This is a genomic window from Staphylococcus caprae (genome assembly GCF_003966625.1).
Classification (GTDB): Bacteria; Bacillota; Bacilli; order Staphylococcales; family Staphylococcaceae; genus Staphylococcus; species Staphylococcus caprae.
Genome location: NZ_AP018587.1, coordinates 519,501 through 535,607, shown reverse-complemented (window position 1 = coordinate 535,607; position 16,107 = coordinate 519,501). Strand labels below are relative to the sequence as shown.

The following is a 16,107-nucleotide window of genomic DNA, read 5'->3' as shown; positions in this document are numbered from 1 at the left end:
TTGTATGATTTCATGAAGTTCAAAACTATAATTTTACAGAAAATGAATCGTTTAAAACATAAAGTATATTATTAAATATTCACTATGAGTAAGTGTTTTGCAAATTTATACATTATCAACAGGTTTTACTTTCTTTCAATAGCATTTGATGTATATAGATAAAAATAGTAATATATACATTAAGAAAAACGGTTACATATCTTTGATAAAATTTTATATCAATCCACTGGAAGTGCCTTTGTTTAAGGCTGAGAGTAAAGAATAGACTTTATAATTCCTAGAACCTGATCCAGTTCATACTGGCGTAGGGAAGTGGCGATGCGAAAGTTTTAGGATTTATATACATAATCTAAGCGCTATTTCCCAATTCAGGGAGATAGCGTTTTTTTATTTGTGGATTTGGGGTGATACACATATTTATTGCGGTTACTTACGATAAAGTCCTTACTGCTCAAGATTTAGAACATTACTTAGATATTGCGGAAGGTATTGATGGATTATTATTTCGAACATCAATGCCTCAAAAAGAATTAAAGCAATCGATGATTCACTTAATGAATCAAGGGTTTGCTAAAGACAAAATCATTGTTCATAGCGATATTGCTTTATTAGAAGATTTAAATCTCAAACGCATTCATTTTAAGGAAAATGATGAAACAGCATTTTCATACAAAAAGACCCATCCTGACATACAAGTGAGCATGTCGACCCATAATGCCAAAAGTGTACGTCAATGTATTGATAGAGGGTTGGATTATGTATTCTTCGGTCATATCTTCCCTACGACGTCGCATCCAAATGAATTACCACGGACAAATGACGAAATTGAAGAGGTGTTGAATCTCCCTTTTCCTATCTATGCCATAGGAGGTATTTCTCAACAGACAATTGCTCAGGTAACAAAAAGGTTCGCGGGAATTTGTGCCATTTCATTTTTCATGAATGCGTCACTCGAGGACATAAAAGAATTAAAAAGGAAGTGGTTGAAACATGCATGATGTGCTTATTATTGGTTCAGGTGTCATCGGCATGTCGATAGCAAGACAATTAAGTGCAACGCAATACGATGTAGCTATTGTAGATAGAGATGTCCCAGGTAAACATGCGTCATATAAAGCTGGTGGGATGTTAGGCGCGCAAAATGAATTCACCGAAGAAAGTGATTTATTCAAACTAGCGATTGAATCACGAGGAATGTTCCCACTTCTTAGTGAATCATTAATGAACGAAACAGGTATTGATATTCAGTTTCAAGATTCAGGTTTAATTAAAATTGCGCATAGTAAAGAAGATGTTGAATCCTTGCGACGACAATACAACTTTCTAAAGCAAAACGACCCTAGTGTTAAACAATTATCACCTGAAGACCTCATGCACTTAACGAATGGAAATGTGAAGCCATCTTATGCAGCGATTCATATCCCACATGATGGCCAAATCAACGCTAACGCATACACCAAAGCATTACTAGAGTCACTCAACATGAGACGCATCTCGCGCTATCATCACACTGAGGTGCAATCTATTGAAAGAAATAATGGTTATTACTCAGTTTATACTGACCAACAACCTCTTATTGAAGCACGTAAAATTATCGTTGCTGGGGGCGCTTGGTCCTCTCAACTTCTTAAAAATTACAATCTTCATAGAAAAGTGATTGGCGTGAAAGGTGAAGTTCTGTTATTGGAAAATGACGAGCTCAATCTTTCAGAAACATTATTTATGACGAATGGTTGTTACATCGTTCCAAAACAACCTAATCGGTTCTTAATTGGTGCAACAAGCGAGTTCGATAACTATTCGGTTGGTACTACTAAGAAAGGGTTAAACTGGTTATTCAATCATGCGTGCGAACGCATTCCAGAACTTAAACATAGTCGTATTCTTAAGGAATGGTCAGGCGTTCGTCCATATACAGACAATGAAGTGCCTATGATGGATCAAATCGATGATGGCTTATTTGTGATCACTGGACACTATCGTAACGGTATCTTATTGTCACCTATTATTGGTCGGGATATCGCAAATTGGTTAATTTCAGGTATCAAACCACCTCATTATTCAAGTTTTAGCGTATCAAGGAGGAATAACTATGAAGTGTATCATTAATGGCGACACGTTCAGTTTCGACCATGAACAATCAATACATGATGTGCTCACATCACTCGAGTTAGATCCAACACGCGTCATCGTTGAATTTAATAAAGCGTTAATCAAACAAGATGCATACCATGAACATACAGTCAGAGAAGATGACCGATTAGAATTATTAGAAATCGTTGGAGGCGGATAATATGTTTAAAATTGGAAATTTAGAATTACACTCTCGCTTATTATTAGGTACTGGTAAATTTGAAAATGAAGATATTCAATCAAAAGCGATTGAAGCATCAGGAACAAATGTGTTAACTTTCGCAGTTCGACGTATGAATCTATATGACCGTAACTTACCTAACCCACTTGCCAATGTTAACCTAAAAGATTTTATTACATTTCCAAATACAGCTGGGGCTAAAACAGCAGAAGAAGCAATTAGAATCGCAGAAATTGCAAATCACGCTGGGGTTTGCGACATGATTAAAGTAGAAGTAATTGGAGACGACGAAACACTACTTCCTGATCCTTTTGAAACATATGAAGCATGTAAAGTACTCTTAGACAAAGGCTATATCGTATGCCCATATATCTCAAACGACCTCGTCCTAGCAAAACGTTTAGAAGCACTCGGTGTACATGCAGTGATGCCACTTGCCTCACCTATTGGTACAGGACGTGGCATTAATAACCCACTCAATCTAAGCTATATTATTGAAAATGCAAACGTACCAGTGATTGTAGACGCAGGCATTGGGTCTCCTAAAGATGCTTGTCATGCGATGGAATTAGGTGCTGATGGAATTCTCCTTAATACAGCAATCTCTGCTGCAAAGGATCCAGTCAAAATGGCTGAAGCAATGAAGCTTGGCATCAATGCTGGAAGATTGTCTTACGAAGCTGGGCGAATTCCAGTGAAATATACAGCACAAGCTTCAAGCCCTACTGAAGGATTAGGATTCTTATAATGTCACGTTATGATCGACAAACACGCTTTCAACCGTTTGGCGAAGACGGACAAACAAAATTATCTAACGCTCACATCCTAGTCTTTGGTGCTGGTGCGTTAGGCACTCATATTATCGATCAACTTGCACGTATGGGCGCTAATCATATTGCCATCATTGACATGGATATCGTAGAGATTTCAAATTTACACCGTCAAACACTTTATGATGAAGAAGATGCGTATCACCTCACTTCTAAAGTCCAAGCTGTGAAAGAAAAAATTAAGAAAATCAATTCAAATATTGCTATCTCTGCTTACGATGTTGAGGTAAATTCATCTAATATTGAAGATATTATAAGTGAAGTGCAACCTGACATGATTATCGATGGTATGGATAACTTTAAAGTTCGCTTTTTAATTAATGAAGTGTGTCATAAGTATCAAATTCCGTGGGTCTACGGTGCAGCTGTAGGTAGTAAAGGAACGATTTATGGTATTGATCATCAAGGCCCTTGTTTGAAATGTCTCATGCAAACGATGCCAGAAACAGGAGAAAGTTGCGCTATCAATGGTGTACTTCCTCCTATTATTTCAATCGTAGCGAGTTATGAAGTCGCTGAAGCAATTCGCTATCTTGCTGGAAAAGGCTTTTCCAAACAATTAATTACAGTTGATGCGTTTGATATAAACTATAAGGCGATGAACATAGATATTCTGAAAAATAAAGACTGCCCGGTGTGTGAAAATCAAGAATATGACCTACTCAACTTGAAAAAGGATAATCAAATCGAATCTATGTGTGGCCAAACGTTTCTATTTAGATTACCGAAGCACGCTTTCGACTATGCTAATCATTTCCCAGGAAATGTTATTAAATCAACTTCATTCGCGAAACTCATTCAATACGAAAACTACGAATTTACGCTATTTAAAGATGGCCGTATGAATGCTTATGGTATCCAAAGTGATGAAGAAGCACAAGGTATTTATCATACATTATTAAAATCAATACGTTAGTTTCATTAGAATTTGATGTATCTTCGTTATTAATTTTAAGCATTTACTGTTAATATTGGTTATAATAAACAAACGATGCTCGACCATTGCTTGATTTAAAGGAGAAACAAATTTTAAATGGAACATATTATTACAGAATTTATTAGTAAATGGGGCTACATGGCAATATTTATTTTAATCTTATTAGAGAACGTTTTACCTGTTGTTCCTTCTGAGATTATCTTAACGTTTGCTGGATTATTGTCCGTGAAGTCGCATTTATCTATTTGGACGTTATTAATTATCGCCACAATTGCTTCGTTTATCGGTCTATTGATTTTATATTATATTTGTCGCTTAATATCTGAAGAAAGATTATATCGCTTTGTTGATCGCCACGGAAAATGGATGAAATTAAAAAGTAAAGATTTAAAGCGTGCGAACGACTGGTTTAAAAAATATGGTGCATGGGCCGTGTTCCTATGTCGTTTTGTTCCAGTATTACGTGTACTGATCACTATTCCAGCCGGTATCAACCGCATGAATGTGGTACAATTTACTATTCTTTCATTGCTCGGTACGACCATTTGGAACTTCGCACTCATCTTACTTGGACGAGTGTTAAGTGATAGCTTCAGTGCACTAATGAATGGCATTCACACATATTCACGTATTATGTATGTCATCATTATTATCGCAATTATCTATTTCGTCATACGTTACTTCATGAAGCGTCGCAAAAACGTTAAATAAAACTCAAGCTGAGTATGCCATTACTATTTTAATCGGCTCGCTCAGCTTTTTTAGTATGAATTTAAATTCTTAGGACGCATTCATTGAAAAAGTAGCGTATTTTAAAGATAATTTATGTAAGCGCATTATTAAATGCATAAGTGGTGGAAATATTAAACAGAGGTGACTAAGCATGACTCCTATTACTGAAAGTGAAATGAAACAAAAATATTTAGATTTACTCTCTCAAAAGTTTGATAGTGCTGAGAAATTAGCGACGGAAATCATTAATTTAGAATCCATTCTAGAATTACCAAAAGGCACTGAACATTTTGTCAGCGACCTTCATGGTGAATATGAATCTTTCCAACACGTTTTACGTAATGGTTCAGGAAACGTGAGAGCCAAAATTAATGACATCTTCGAAGATAAATTATCTCAACAAGAGATTAATGACTTAGCAGCCTTAGTATATTATCCAGAAGAAAAATTAAAATTAGTAAAAAACAATTTTGATTCAATTGGTAAACTAAATGTATGGTATATCACAACAATCGAACTTCTCATTGAATTAATTACATATTGTTCATCTAAATATACTCGTTCGAAATTACGTAAGGCCTTACCAGAACAATTCGTATATATTATTGAAGAACTACTTTATAAAAGTAACGAATTCCACAATAAGAAGCCTTATTATGAGACACTCGTTAACCAAATTATTGAATTAGAGCAATCAGACGACCTTATTATCGGATTATCATATACGGTTCAACGTCTTGTCGTCGACCATCTTCACGTTGTTGGCGATATTTACGATCGTGGTCCTAAACCAGATAAGATTATGGACACACTTATTAACTATCACTCAGTCGATATTCAGTGGGGTAACCATGATGTACTATGGATAGGCGCTTATGCTGGTTCTAAAGTATGTCTGGCTAATCTACTTCGTATCTGTGCACGTTATGATAACTTAGATATTATTGAAGACGCTTATGGCATTAACTTACGCCCTCTACTTACTTTGGCTGAAAAGTATTACGACGGCGAGAACCCTGCTTTTAAACCTAAGAAACGTCCTGATAAAGAAGCAAGCTTAACAAAACGTGAGGAAAGCCAAATCACTAAGATTCATCAAGCGATTGCGATGATTCAATTCAAGCTTGAAATGCCTATTATTAAGCGTCGTCCTTCTTTCGAAATGGAAGAACGTTTAGTATTAGAAAAAATTGATTATAATAAAAATGAAATTACAGTTTACGGTAAAACATACCCTCTTAAGGACACATGTTTCCAAACTGTAGATCCTAATGACCCTGCAAAACTTTTACCAGAGGAAGAGGAAGTAGTCGACAAGTTACTTCTTTCTTTCCAACAATCTGAGAAATTAAGACGCCATATGTCATTCTTAATGCGTGAAGGTAAACTATACCTTCCATATAATGGAAATCTACTGATTCATGGTTGTATCCCAGTTGATGAAAATGGAGAAATGGAAGCTTTCGAGATCGAGGGTGAAGAATTAAGTGGTCGTGAATTATTAGATGTCTTTGAATATCATGTGCGCAAAGCCTTTGATCATAAAGATATCACAGACGATATTTCTACTGATTTAGTGTGGTATTTATGGACAGGTAAATACTCTTCCCTCTTTGGTAAGCGTGCAATGACAACGTTTGAACGTTACTTTATTGAAGATAAAGTGTCTCATAAAGAGGAAAAGAATCCTTATTATCATTTACGTGAAGATGTTGATATGATTCGTAAGATGCTTAAAGACTTTGGCTTGAATCCTGATGAAGGTCGCATTATTAATGGGCATACGCCTGTGAAAGAAATCGATGGCGAAGATCCTATCAAAGCTGATGGTAAGATGTTAGTCATTGATGGTGGTTTCTCTAAAGCCTATCAATCTACAACTGGTATTGCCGGTTATACATTGCTATATAATTCTTTCGGAATGCAATTGGTGGCACATCAGGAATTTAATACTAAGGAAAAGGTCTTATCAGACGGTACTGATGAGTTATCAGTAAAACGTGTGGTAGACGAAGAACTTCAACGTAAGAAAATCAGAGACACCAATGTCGGTAAAGAATTACAAGACCAAATTGATATCTTAAAAATATTAATGCACGACAGATACTTGAAATAAGAAATACTTTGCGCTTTAGCGCTTAGTATTTCTTATGCAATGGGCAAAGTTCATTGTAATCCTTCTAAATGTTAAAAAGGTCATCACACTTTCTGTGGATACACTTCCCAGAAAGCAGATGACCTTTTTTATATTCATATTTAATAACGTTTACGCATGATAAGCATTTCTTAAGATACCGTATACACCTGTATCATGTTGCGGTAATTCTCTACTACTACGTTTAAACGTCACTTCTTTATCATCATTAATATAATAAATTAACATGTCATTATCAGTCAGCTCATGATATTCTTCGGCTGGCACTTCCACGATATTATGCTGCGTAATATAGTTATTAAACCATCGTGGGCTATGATTTTCATCAAATAAAATATGATTACGAATCGGTCCACTCAAGTTATTTCTCGCCTGCTCATCATTGAAAGAAACAGGCATCATATCTACATTACTCAAACCAAATTCTGGTACCAGTTCATTAAATGCCAAACTATTGAAAATGAACGACTGCGTCATCAAGATACATTTGTTATAGCGAAGTAAGTCAGAGTAAATACGATCATTACTTGATAATAAATTACCTTTAAAGACTTCAAACCCCGCTTCATGTGCTTTCTCAGAAGTATTTTCAAATAGATTAAACATCATAACAGGAATTCCATGATCTCTTAAATTCACTCCTAAATGGAATGAAAACTCACTTTCACCCACAATGATAACACCCGGTGGTTCATTACTCGCAACACCAAATAATTTACTTAGCGGTGTAAAGCTAAATCCGTAAATCACCACAGTAATAAAAACCAATCCGAACGTTACTGGCGTTATATACTTCGCCATGGCTACTTTATCGTCCATAAATAAACTTGAGAAGAATTGCGCTACGGTAAGAACCACAATCCCTCTTGGCGCCATCATTGCGACAATCGCACGTTCTTTTTTAGAAATTTCAGTTCTAAACGTTGAAAATAGTACTGAAATCGGTCTAACTAATACAATCATGACTAAACAGAAAATAATTAATTGCCATGATAATACGTTTAATAATACATCTTTTGAAAGTGAAGATGTAATTAAAATAAAGACTGTACTGACTAAAATCGATGACGCATTATCGATAAAATGGTCAGATTCTTTGAAAATTAAATCATGACGTTTCTTACGCGCCATATTTAATCCAAAGATTGTCACTGCTAATAGACCCGATTCAGAAAGTATTTCATCACAAATACTAAATGTTAATAGAATAAATATGAGTTGAATCGGAGGCATCAAACTTTGTGGAATCATATCGCGACGGATAGACCAATTGAATAAGTATGATGCACCAAAGCCGATTACGACGACGGCTATCATTTTCAGAACAAAGAGTAGAATAACGACGAAACTAATACCTTGTTCGAGAATTTGAAAGATATAAAACGCCGTTAACGCAAGCATTGGACCGATTGGGTCTAGAATGATACTCTCCCATCGTAATATGGAATCAACATTCTTCTTCACTTTCGCCTGCTTGAGTAAAGGTTGAATCACGGTTGGACCTGTAATTAAAAAGAGTCCCCCCATCACAAACGATACGGATAATGGGAAATTGAGAATGGTATGTAACGCAATAGCGCCTAATATCCATGCGATAACTGCACCAACTGTAATGATTCGAATGACTGCTTTGGAGATGCCCTTCAGTTCCCTAAAGTCCAAATTACTACTACCTTCGAATAGTATAATTGCGACGGCTAAAGAAACAATCGGACTAAACACGTCTGAACCAAGCGCTTCCTTAGGATTAGTCAATCCCAGAATTGGACCGACTAACAATCCAACAATTGCCATAACTACAATGGAAGGCCATTTAATTCTGTCAGCTAACCATTGACTGAAAATCCCTAATGCTAAGAATAAAACAATCGTCAGCATAATGGGCAAATTCAATGACATACAAACACCTTCTTATATTTTTACTTGTATTCTATATTCAATATTGCCTAATACTATCAAAAATGGTGGACTCATGCATTACCATTTGCTTAAAACTTTTGTAAATTTATATCTTTAATTCAACAGTACAAAATTAAACTTAACATAATTTAAAATTTCAAACGTGTGATACACATCAATTATACATTAAACACAAATAATCGTACGTCACATTTAGACAATCGTACATATGTGATGAACTTTACTGTTTATTTTTTTATCTTTATCATCTACAATAGATGAATGTGATTTTTAAACTTTTTAAAAGAAAAGAATACATATAGAATATATCAATTTTGAAGGGATATGCATGTTTAATGAATACTGTTAAAGAATCCATCATCGTGGCATTTGCATTTGTTGGCGTGGTGGTTGGAGCAGGATTTGCGACAGGACAAGAAATATTTCAATTTTTTACAAGCCATGGCATTTATAGTATTACTGGCATACTGATTACTGGTCTGATTGTGACTTTAGGCGGAATATTTGTTTTAAACACTGGCTACCGCCTAAAATCTCAAAATCATTCTGAATCCATCCGCTATTATTTACACCCAGTCATTGCAAAACTATTCGATATCATACTGACTGTGTTTTTATTTTCACTCGCCATCATTATGACTGCAGGTGGCGCTTCAACAATAAATGAAAGTTTTGGTATACCATTCTGGTTAAGTTCTCTCATACTCGTCGTGCTCATTTTGCTTACTCTATTTTTACAATTTGATCGACTTATTGCAGTACTTGGAGGCGTCACGCCATTCCTAGTTGCAATTGTAGTCATGATTGCGATGTATTATTTTATTACAGGACACGTGGATTTTACTGCGGCAAATGAGTACTCCAATCATAATAAATCTATTTCACCCGGTTGGTGGTTCGATGCGATTAACTACGCAAGCTTACAAATTGCTGCTGCGTTTAGCTTTTTAACAGTGATGGGCGGCAAACTGAAGTTCCAGAAGTCGACGATTTATGGCGGTCTGATTGGCGGTATCATCATCACGTTCTTATTATTAATGATCAATTTAGGTCTAGTCACTGAATTTAATAAAATTAAACATGTGGCATTACCATCGCTACTCTTAGCGAAGCAAATCTCACCTTCAATTGGCACAATTATGTCTGTCATTATGGTATTAGTGATTTACAATACGGTTGTCGGCCTGATGTACGCATTTGCTTCTCGTTTTAGCCAACCATTTACGAAACGTTATTATAGTTTAATCATCGTGATGTCTATCATTACGTTCATATGCACATTTATCGGATTTATCTCATTGATTGGTAAAGTTTTCCCTATTATGGGGTTATTCGGTTTTATCTTACTTATCCCAGTGATTTATAAAGGTATTCTTAGAAAATAAATTTAAGGGAGTGAGACAGAAATATAATTTATCAAAATTATTTTCGTTGTCTCACCCCGGCAAGGATGGCTAGGATTGAAAGAAGCTTGATATAAGCGCACTTTCAATTCAGACATCTACTGCCAATATATTAAAGAAGGTTGAGACAATTGATTATGTCCCAACCTCTTTTTCATTTTCAAAATTAGGATAATCAATTTCGGGAATATAGAGGATGGAGGTGTCTCAAATGACAAATCAATTATTTATTAACAATGAATTTATCGAAAGTAAATCAACTGAAACGATGGATGTCATTAATCCTGCTACAGGAGAAAAATTTGATACAATTACGTTCGCGACTGAAGAAGAAGTCAATGAAGCGATTGAAAAATCTAAACACGCTCAACTCGAATGGGAACGTGTCCCTCAACCGACTCGTGCTGAACACGTCAAATTACTTATTCCTCTATTAGAACAAAACCGTGATGAAATTGCACAATTATATGTGAAAGAACAAGGAAAAACACTCGCCGAAGCTTATGGAGAAATTGATAAATCAATTACATTTATCGACTATATGACAAGTTTAAGTATGAGTAACAAAGGCGAAGTGTTACAAAATAGTGTAGAGAATGAAATCATTCAATTAACTAAGAAACCAATTGGGGTCACAGCAGGGATTGTGCCTTGGAATGCACCGATTATGGTCTTGATGCGTAAAGTTATTCCAGCTATCGTGACTGGCTGTTCCGTCGTCATTAAACCAAGTGAAGAAACAACATTATTAACATTACGTTTAGCTGAACTCTTCCGTGCTTCAACGATTCCGGCTGGTTTGATTCAAATTATTCCTGGTACCGGCGAAACTGTTGGCACTCAACTCGCAACTCATAAAGATATCCAACTTATTTCATTAACAGGTAGTATGCGCGCAGGTAAATCCGTCTATGAGCATGCAGCACAAACAGTTAAGAAATTAAATCTTGAATTAGGTGGTAACGCTCCTGTACTCGTCACACCACATGCTGATTTAGACAAAGCTGTTGACTATATCGTTACTGCTCGTATTAATAATGCAGGTCAAGTGTGTACTTGTCCAGAACGTATCTTTGTTCATAAAGATGTCCATGATACGTTTGTAGAAAAAGTAAAAGACAAAATGGGTCAACTGACTGTCGGAGATCCTTTAGATGAAAATACAGATTATGGCGCAATCATTAACCAAAAACAACTGGATAGTATTCATGAAAAAGTAGAATCTGCTGTGACTAATGGTGCAACATTAGTCATGGGTGGTCATAAACTAGACCGTGCTGGTTTCTTCTATGAACCAACGATTCTAGACCATGTAAATACTGAAGATAGTGTATTTAAAGAGGAAATATTTGGTCCTGTATTAGCGATTGCCACTTATGAAGACTTTGACTAAGTCATTGAAGATGCTAATGATACAAATGCTGGTTTATCTTCATACATCTTCTCTGAAAACTTACAAGAAGTGATGACCGCTTCAGAGCGTTTAAAATTCGGTGAAGTTTACGCAAATTGTGAAGCCGAAGAAGTCGTTAACGGTTATCATGCCGGTTGGCGTGAATCAGGATTAGGGGGTGCAGACGGCATCCATGGTTTCGAAGAATATTACAACACTACCGTGAGCTACTTGCGCTATAAATAAATATTCAAGCAGAAACGTATTATTAGTCCCTCATTTTAAATTAAATTTGAGGGGCTATTTTATTTGGGAAAATATAATTTACCACTTATGTTTATCTTTCCTCTTGTTGATTGATAAATAAAAAAGCATTACACATTGAACTTCGATTTGAAGTATATGTGTAATGCTAGGTATTTTTAATGATTTAATGCTTTTTCTAGAGATTGGATATCTTTTTTCATTAATGATTGATAAGTGATGGCGTCATCATTTTGTTCTTTTTTCGTAAGCACTGCTAAATTATGAAAACTTAAAGGTTGGGTGTCAGTTTCCTTTTTAATCACATCTGTAATTTTAGAAGTGATGTTCTGTTCATATAGTACATATGGAGATTTTGACTTTTTAATCTCCTTCACAATGCTTAATATCTTCTTCTGACTCGGTTCTTCGTCATTCATTCCATTCACACCTTCTTGTTTAAAATGATATCGATGTGCGAGGTAACCTAATGAGTCATGTGAAATGATTACTTTATCACGTTTCGGATTTTTAGTGATCCTTTTCATTTTATTATCAATATCTTTGATTTCTTTATCTAAGTTTTTATAGTTTTCTTCATAATAAGACTTATGCTTAGGGTCTTGTTGAATTAATTTATCTTTGATTTCCTTTGCAAATACACGGTCTAATACTGGATCTAACCATATATGAGGATCATTACTTGATTCATGATGGTGTTGATGTCCCCCATCCTCATCATGATCATCAGAGTGAATCAAGTCTTTTTGTTTCAAACCATTTGCAAGAGCTAATTTCATGTTTTTATTTTCCATAGATTGGGTGATTTTCGCAGAAACTGGGTCTAAGTCATCATTTGAATAAATAAACAAATCGCTTTTAGCAATATTAATCATATCTTTTTGCGTTGGTTCATAAGAATGTAAATCTGCACCTGGAGGATAGATAGATTCAACATTTACGTACTTCCCGCCGATTTGTTGAGTAAAACTTTGAAACGCAAACACAGTTGTGTATATTTTCATTTTATTTTGACTACTAATATTGTCTTTTTTATGATTCATACTTTTACTACATCCACTCAGTATTAATATAATGGATAATGTAATCCAGATGATCGCCTTTCTTTTCAAAATGAGACCCCCATAAAGCGTAATTATTTCGTTTATCACTATATCGGTTACTTATCAAAAAAGCAATAGCTAACGATATATTAATCATGTAATGTATTTCAAATGTTTCATAAAGCGTGAAAAGTGATATTTATATGTATATACATTTTTAAAGGAGTGAACGTAAATGGCTGAAGAAATCAAACAAGGCGATCATAAATTTTATGTTGGAGAAGATGAAAATAACCCGCAAGCAGTTATCACTTTCAAAGAAGTAGACAACAACGAAATTGATATTGATCATACAGGTGTATCAGATGAATTAGGTGGACAAGGTTTAGGTAAAAAATTAGTCAATCGCGTGGTTGAATATGCACGTGACAACAATTTAAAAATCATTGCATCTTGCCCATTCGCTAAAGACGTTTTAGAAAAAGATGACCATGCACAAGATGTGTATTTAGGTTAATAAAAGTAACAAATAAATAGTAATTCAGTTTCCAAGAAGTGTATTCACCTTCTTGGAATTTTTTTAGATATTAAAGCTTGCGTATTAAATGTTTTAAGAGTATATTAATTATACTAGATATAAATATTAAACAATGGTGACTTTTCATCATAGGAGGTAAGACGAAATGACTTCATTCCATTCTACTGAAGCAACTCAAGTTACAAATATTACTTTAAACGTTAAAGATTTAAATAAAATGACTGAATTTTACTCTACTGTGCTAGGATTTACAATTAAAGCACAACATGCGCAACAAACTATATTGAATGTAGGTGCTAATGGGCACACCCTTACTCTTCAAGAATTACATGACGGCCGTCAACCTGGCTATAGAGAAGCAGGTTTATTCCATATTGCTTTTCTTTTACCTACACGTAGAGACTTGGCAAATTTCTTATATCACGCAATTCAATTAAATATTGCCGTGGGTGGCGGTGATCACCTTGTAAGTGAAGCTTTATACTTTGCTGATCCAGAAGGAAATGGAATTGAAGTTTATCAAGATCGTCCTACTGATGAATGGCAATGGCGTGATGGTTTCGTGAAGATGGATACGCTAGAAGTTGATGCTAACGATTTAATTGAACAACGTTCGACTGAGGGATGGCAAGGTCGGCCAAAAGATGGAAAAATCGGCCACTTACATCTTAAAACACATGATTTAGGACAAGCACGTGCATTTTATATTGATGAGTTAGGATTAGAACATATTTCTAACTTCCCACAAGCGCTCTTTATGTCTACACAAAAATATCATCACCATATTGCAGCTAATACTTGGCAGTCCAATCATAAAAGAGAAGCGAACGAAAGCACTTATGGTTTAACTCATATTGACATATATAAACCAAATTCAGAAGAAACACATGTTACTTCACCCGAAGGCTTTGATATTACTATCCATGGTGATACAAACGTGGTTCCTGAATAGATTTTTTATAATTATGTATAAATAAAACTGCCTACAAAGTTCAATCTTTGCAGACAGTATAAAAAGAGGGCTTTTGGCCCTCTTTTTGTTTGAAGTTTTTATCTCAATTAATACATGCCGTTTGTTTGGTCACTTGTATCAATGAAGATATTTTTAACTTGTTGATAGTTTTTAATAGCATCTTTATATACTTCTCGACCGATACCAGATTTTTTATAACCGCCGAATGGTGCACCTGCTGGGAATTGGTTATAAGTGTTAACCCAGATGCGTCCTGTTCTCATAGCTTTGGCTACATTGAACACGCGATTAATATTTGTTGAGAAGATACCTCCTGCTAGACCATATTCAGAATCATTAGCAATTTTTACTGCATCTTCATCATTTTCAAATTTTTCAATGACTAATACTGGGCCGAAGATTTCTTCTTGGGCAAGTTGGTTGCTGTTGTCATTTACCTCAATTAATGTTGGTTCGAAGAAATAACCTTTATCTAAACCATTGTCTGTTAAACGATGGCCACCTGTAATAATATTAACATTATTATCTTCTTCAGCAATTTTTACATAGCTTTGAATTTTTTCCATTTGTTCTGGACCTGTTTGCGCACCCATTTTTACATTTTCATCAAATGGATCGCCTACTTTAATATTTTCAAATGCTTCTTTTAACTTAGGAATTAATTTATCGTAGATTGAAGATTGTACAAGTAATCTTGAACCTGCACTACATACTTCACCTTGATTGAATAAAATACCTAATTGGACACCCTCAACAACTTGATCAATGTTTGCATCGTCAAAGACTAAATTAGCACTTTTACCACCAAGCTCTAATGTTGTAGGTACAATGCGCTCAGCTCCAGCTTTAGCTACGCCATAACCTACATCTGTTGAACCTGTGAATGATAATTTATCTACACCTTCATGGTTAAAGATTGCATCTCCAGACTCAGAGCCTTTACCTGTTAATACATTCACTACGCCTTTAGGTAAAACTTCTTGGAAAATTTTAGCAATTTCAATTAATGATAACGGTGTTGAAGATGATGGTTGAATAACAACTGTATTACCTGCTGCTAATGCTGGTCCTAACTTCCATGAAGCTAATAATGTTGGGAAGTTCCACGCAACCACTGCACCAACTACACCTACAGGTTCGTTAACTACTAAACTCATAGTGTTTTCATCAATTTCATTAATTGAACCTTCATCCGTTGTTAACACGCTTGCGAAATATTTAAATTGATTTGCAGCTAAAGGAATATCTAATGTTGAAGTTTCTCTATAAGGTTTACCGTTTTGTAGTGATTCGATAGCTGCTAAGCGTTCAGTATTTTCATGAATTTTATTACTAATTTCTAATAAATAATCAGCACGTTCTTCCTTAGAAATTTTACTCCATGATTCAAACGCATCATGCGCAGCTTGAACTGCTTTATCTACGTCATCTTTACCTGCTTTAGCAACTTTGGCTAAATCTTCACCATTCGCAGGATTTGTTACTGTGATTGTTTCACCACTACCACTTGCTTGGAATTCGTTATTTATAAACAAGCCATAACTTTCGTCGATATAATCTCTAACGTTAATATTTGCCATTTTAATCCATCCTTTATAGTGATAA

General features: G+C 35.1%; 13 protein-coding genes, 1 pseudogene and 1 riboswitch. Of the genes and pseudogenes, 11 read left to right on the top strand and 3 right to left on the bottom strand.

What is annotated here, in order from left to right:
- The first annotated feature begins 218 nt into the window (after positions 1-218).
- Positions 219-328: riboswitch (TPP riboswitch) on the top strand.
- 79 nt (positions 329-407) lie between these two features.
- From JMUB898_RS02375 to JMUB898_RS02345, 7 genes are all read left to right on the top strand, one after another.
- On the top strand, positions 408-998 hold the full coding sequence (locus tag JMUB898_RS02375) for a thiamine phosphate synthase (RefSeq protein ID WP_037541808.1): 591 nt from the start codon (positions 408-410) through the stop codon (positions 996-998).
- Complete coding sequence (gene thiO / locus JMUB898_RS02370; RefSeq protein WP_002444249.1) at positions 991-2,109, top strand: glycine oxidase ThiO; 1,119 nt, start codon at positions 991-993, stop codon at positions 2,107-2,109. Before JMUB898_RS02375 ends, thiO begins: the two co-directional genes overlap by 8 nt.
- Complete coding sequence (gene thiS / locus JMUB898_RS02365) at positions 2,093-2,293, top strand: sulfur carrier protein ThiS (RefSeq protein WP_002444251.1); 201 nt, start codon at positions 2,093-2,095, stop codon at positions 2,291-2,293. The genes thiO and thiS overlap by 17 nt, the downstream gene beginning before the upstream one ends.
- A 1-nt stretch (position 2,294) precedes the next feature.
- Positions 2,295-3,062, top strand: a complete 768-nt coding sequence (locus JMUB898_RS02360) for a thiazole synthase (RefSeq protein WP_002444254.1) — start codon at positions 2,295-2,297, stop codon at positions 3,060-3,062.
- Complete coding sequence (locus JMUB898_RS02355) at positions 3,062-4,060, top strand: ThiF family adenylyltransferase (protein ID WP_002444256.1); 999 nt, start codon at positions 3,062-3,064, stop codon at positions 4,058-4,060. The genes JMUB898_RS02360 and JMUB898_RS02355 overlap by 1 nt, the downstream gene beginning before the upstream one ends.
- A 117-nt stretch (positions 4,061-4,177) precedes the next feature.
- Positions 4,178-4,792 (top strand): undecaprenyl phosphate transporter UptA, encoded by a 615-nt coding sequence (locus JMUB898_RS02350; protein WP_044466776.1) that lies wholly within the window; start codon positions 4,178-4,180, stop codon positions 4,790-4,792.
- A 172-nt stretch (positions 4,793-4,964) separates the two neighbouring features.
- Complete coding sequence (locus JMUB898_RS02345; RefSeq protein ID WP_002444263.1) at positions 4,965-6,929, top strand: fructose-1,6-bisphosphatase; 1,965 nt, start codon at positions 4,965-4,967, stop codon at positions 6,927-6,929.
- Between the two features lie 150 nt (positions 6,930-7,079).
- Here JMUB898_RS02345 and JMUB898_RS02340 read toward each other — a convergent pair whose 3' ends face one another.
- Positions 7,080-8,867 carry a cation:proton antiporter gene (locus JMUB898_RS02340; protein WP_002444265.1) on the bottom strand — a complete coding sequence of 596 codons (1,788 nt, stop codon included), beginning with the start codon at positions 8,865-8,867 and terminating at the stop codon, positions 7,080-7,082.
- Between the two features lie 356 nt (positions 8,868-9,223).
- Between JMUB898_RS02340 and JMUB898_RS02335 the strand changes: the two genes are divergently transcribed.
- Positions 9,224-10,273 (top strand): YkvI family membrane protein, encoded by a 1,050-nt coding sequence (locus JMUB898_RS02335; protein ID WP_002444267.1) that lies wholly within the window; start codon positions 9,224-9,226, stop codon positions 10,271-10,273.
- A 229-nt stretch (positions 10,274-10,502) separates the two neighbouring features.
- Positions 10,503-11,930, top strand: a pseudogene (gene aldA, locus JMUB898_RS02330) (aldehyde dehydrogenase).
- 176 nt (positions 11,931-12,106) lie between these two features.
- Here aldA and JMUB898_RS02325 read toward each other — a convergent pair.
- Positions 12,107-13,060, bottom strand: a complete 954-nt coding sequence (locus JMUB898_RS02325) for a metal ABC transporter solute-binding protein, Zn/Mn family (RefSeq protein WP_037541660.1) — start codon at positions 13,058-13,060, stop codon at positions 12,107-12,109.
- Between the two features lie 166 nt (positions 13,061-13,226).
- On the opposite strand from JMUB898_RS02325, the gene JMUB898_RS02320 reads away from it, so the two are divergent.
- On the top strand, positions 13,227-13,508 hold the full coding sequence (locus tag JMUB898_RS02320) for a GNAT family N-acetyltransferase (protein ID WP_044466775.1): 282 nt from the start codon (positions 13,227-13,229) through the stop codon (positions 13,506-13,508).
- 166 nt (positions 13,509-13,674) lie between these two features.
- The gene (locus JMUB898_RS02315; protein WP_126501895.1) at positions 13,675-14,481 is read left to right on the top strand and encodes a VOC family protein; all 807 of its coding nucleotides are present in this window, start codon (positions 13,675-13,677) and stop codon (positions 14,479-14,481) included.
- A gap of 107 nt (positions 14,482-14,588) precedes the next feature.
- Here the strand turns inward: JMUB898_RS02315 and JMUB898_RS02310 are convergent, their stop codons facing one another.
- Positions 14,589-16,082: an aldehyde dehydrogenase family protein gene (locus JMUB898_RS02310; protein WP_002444272.1), complete on the bottom strand. Its 1,494-nt coding sequence runs from the start codon at positions 16,080-16,082 to the stop codon at positions 14,589-14,591.
- Positions 16,083-16,107: the final 25 nt, after the last annotated feature.

What these genes read in the sequence shown, in the direction of transcription:
- thiO (WP_002444249.1), top strand. Translation starts at nt 991, where the DNA reads ATGCATGATGTGCTTATTATTGGTTCAGGTGTCATCGGCATGTCGATA.
- thiS (WP_002444251.1), top strand. Translation starts at nt 2,093, where the DNA reads ATGAAGTGTATCATTAATGGCGACACGTTCAGTTTCGACCATGAACAA.
- JMUB898_RS02360 (WP_002444254.1), top strand. Translation starts at nt 2,295, where the DNA reads ATGTTTAAAATTGGAAATTTAGAATTACACTCTCGCTTATTATTAGGT.
- JMUB898_RS02355 (WP_002444256.1), top strand. Translation starts at nt 3,062, where the DNA reads ATGTCACGTTATGATCGACAAACACGCTTTCAACCGTTTGGCGAAGAC.
- JMUB898_RS02350 (WP_044466776.1), top strand. Translation starts at nt 4,178, where the DNA reads ATGGAACATATTATTACAGAATTTATTAGTAAATGGGGCTACATGGCA.
- JMUB898_RS02345 (WP_002444263.1), top strand. Translation starts at nt 4,965, where the DNA reads ATGACTCCTATTACTGAAAGTGAAATGAAACAAAAATATTTAGATTTA.
- JMUB898_RS02340 (WP_002444265.1), bottom strand. Translation starts at nt 8,867, where the DNA reads ATGTCATTGAATTTGCCCATTATGCTGACGATTGTTTTATTCTTAGCA.
- JMUB898_RS02335 (WP_002444267.1), top strand. Translation starts at nt 9,224, where the DNA reads ATGAATACTGTTAAAGAATCCATCATCGTGGCATTTGCATTTGTTGGC.
- JMUB898_RS02320 (WP_044466775.1), top strand. Translation starts at nt 13,227, where the DNA reads ATGGCTGAAGAAATCAAACAAGGCGATCATAAATTTTATGTTGGAGAA.
- JMUB898_RS02315 (WP_126501895.1), top strand. Translation starts at nt 13,675, where the DNA reads ATGACTTCATTCCATTCTACTGAAGCAACTCAAGTTACAAATATTACT.
- JMUB898_RS02310 (WP_002444272.1), bottom strand. Translation starts at nt 16,082, where the DNA reads ATGGCAAATATTAACGTTAGAGATTATATCGACGAAAGTTATGGCTTG.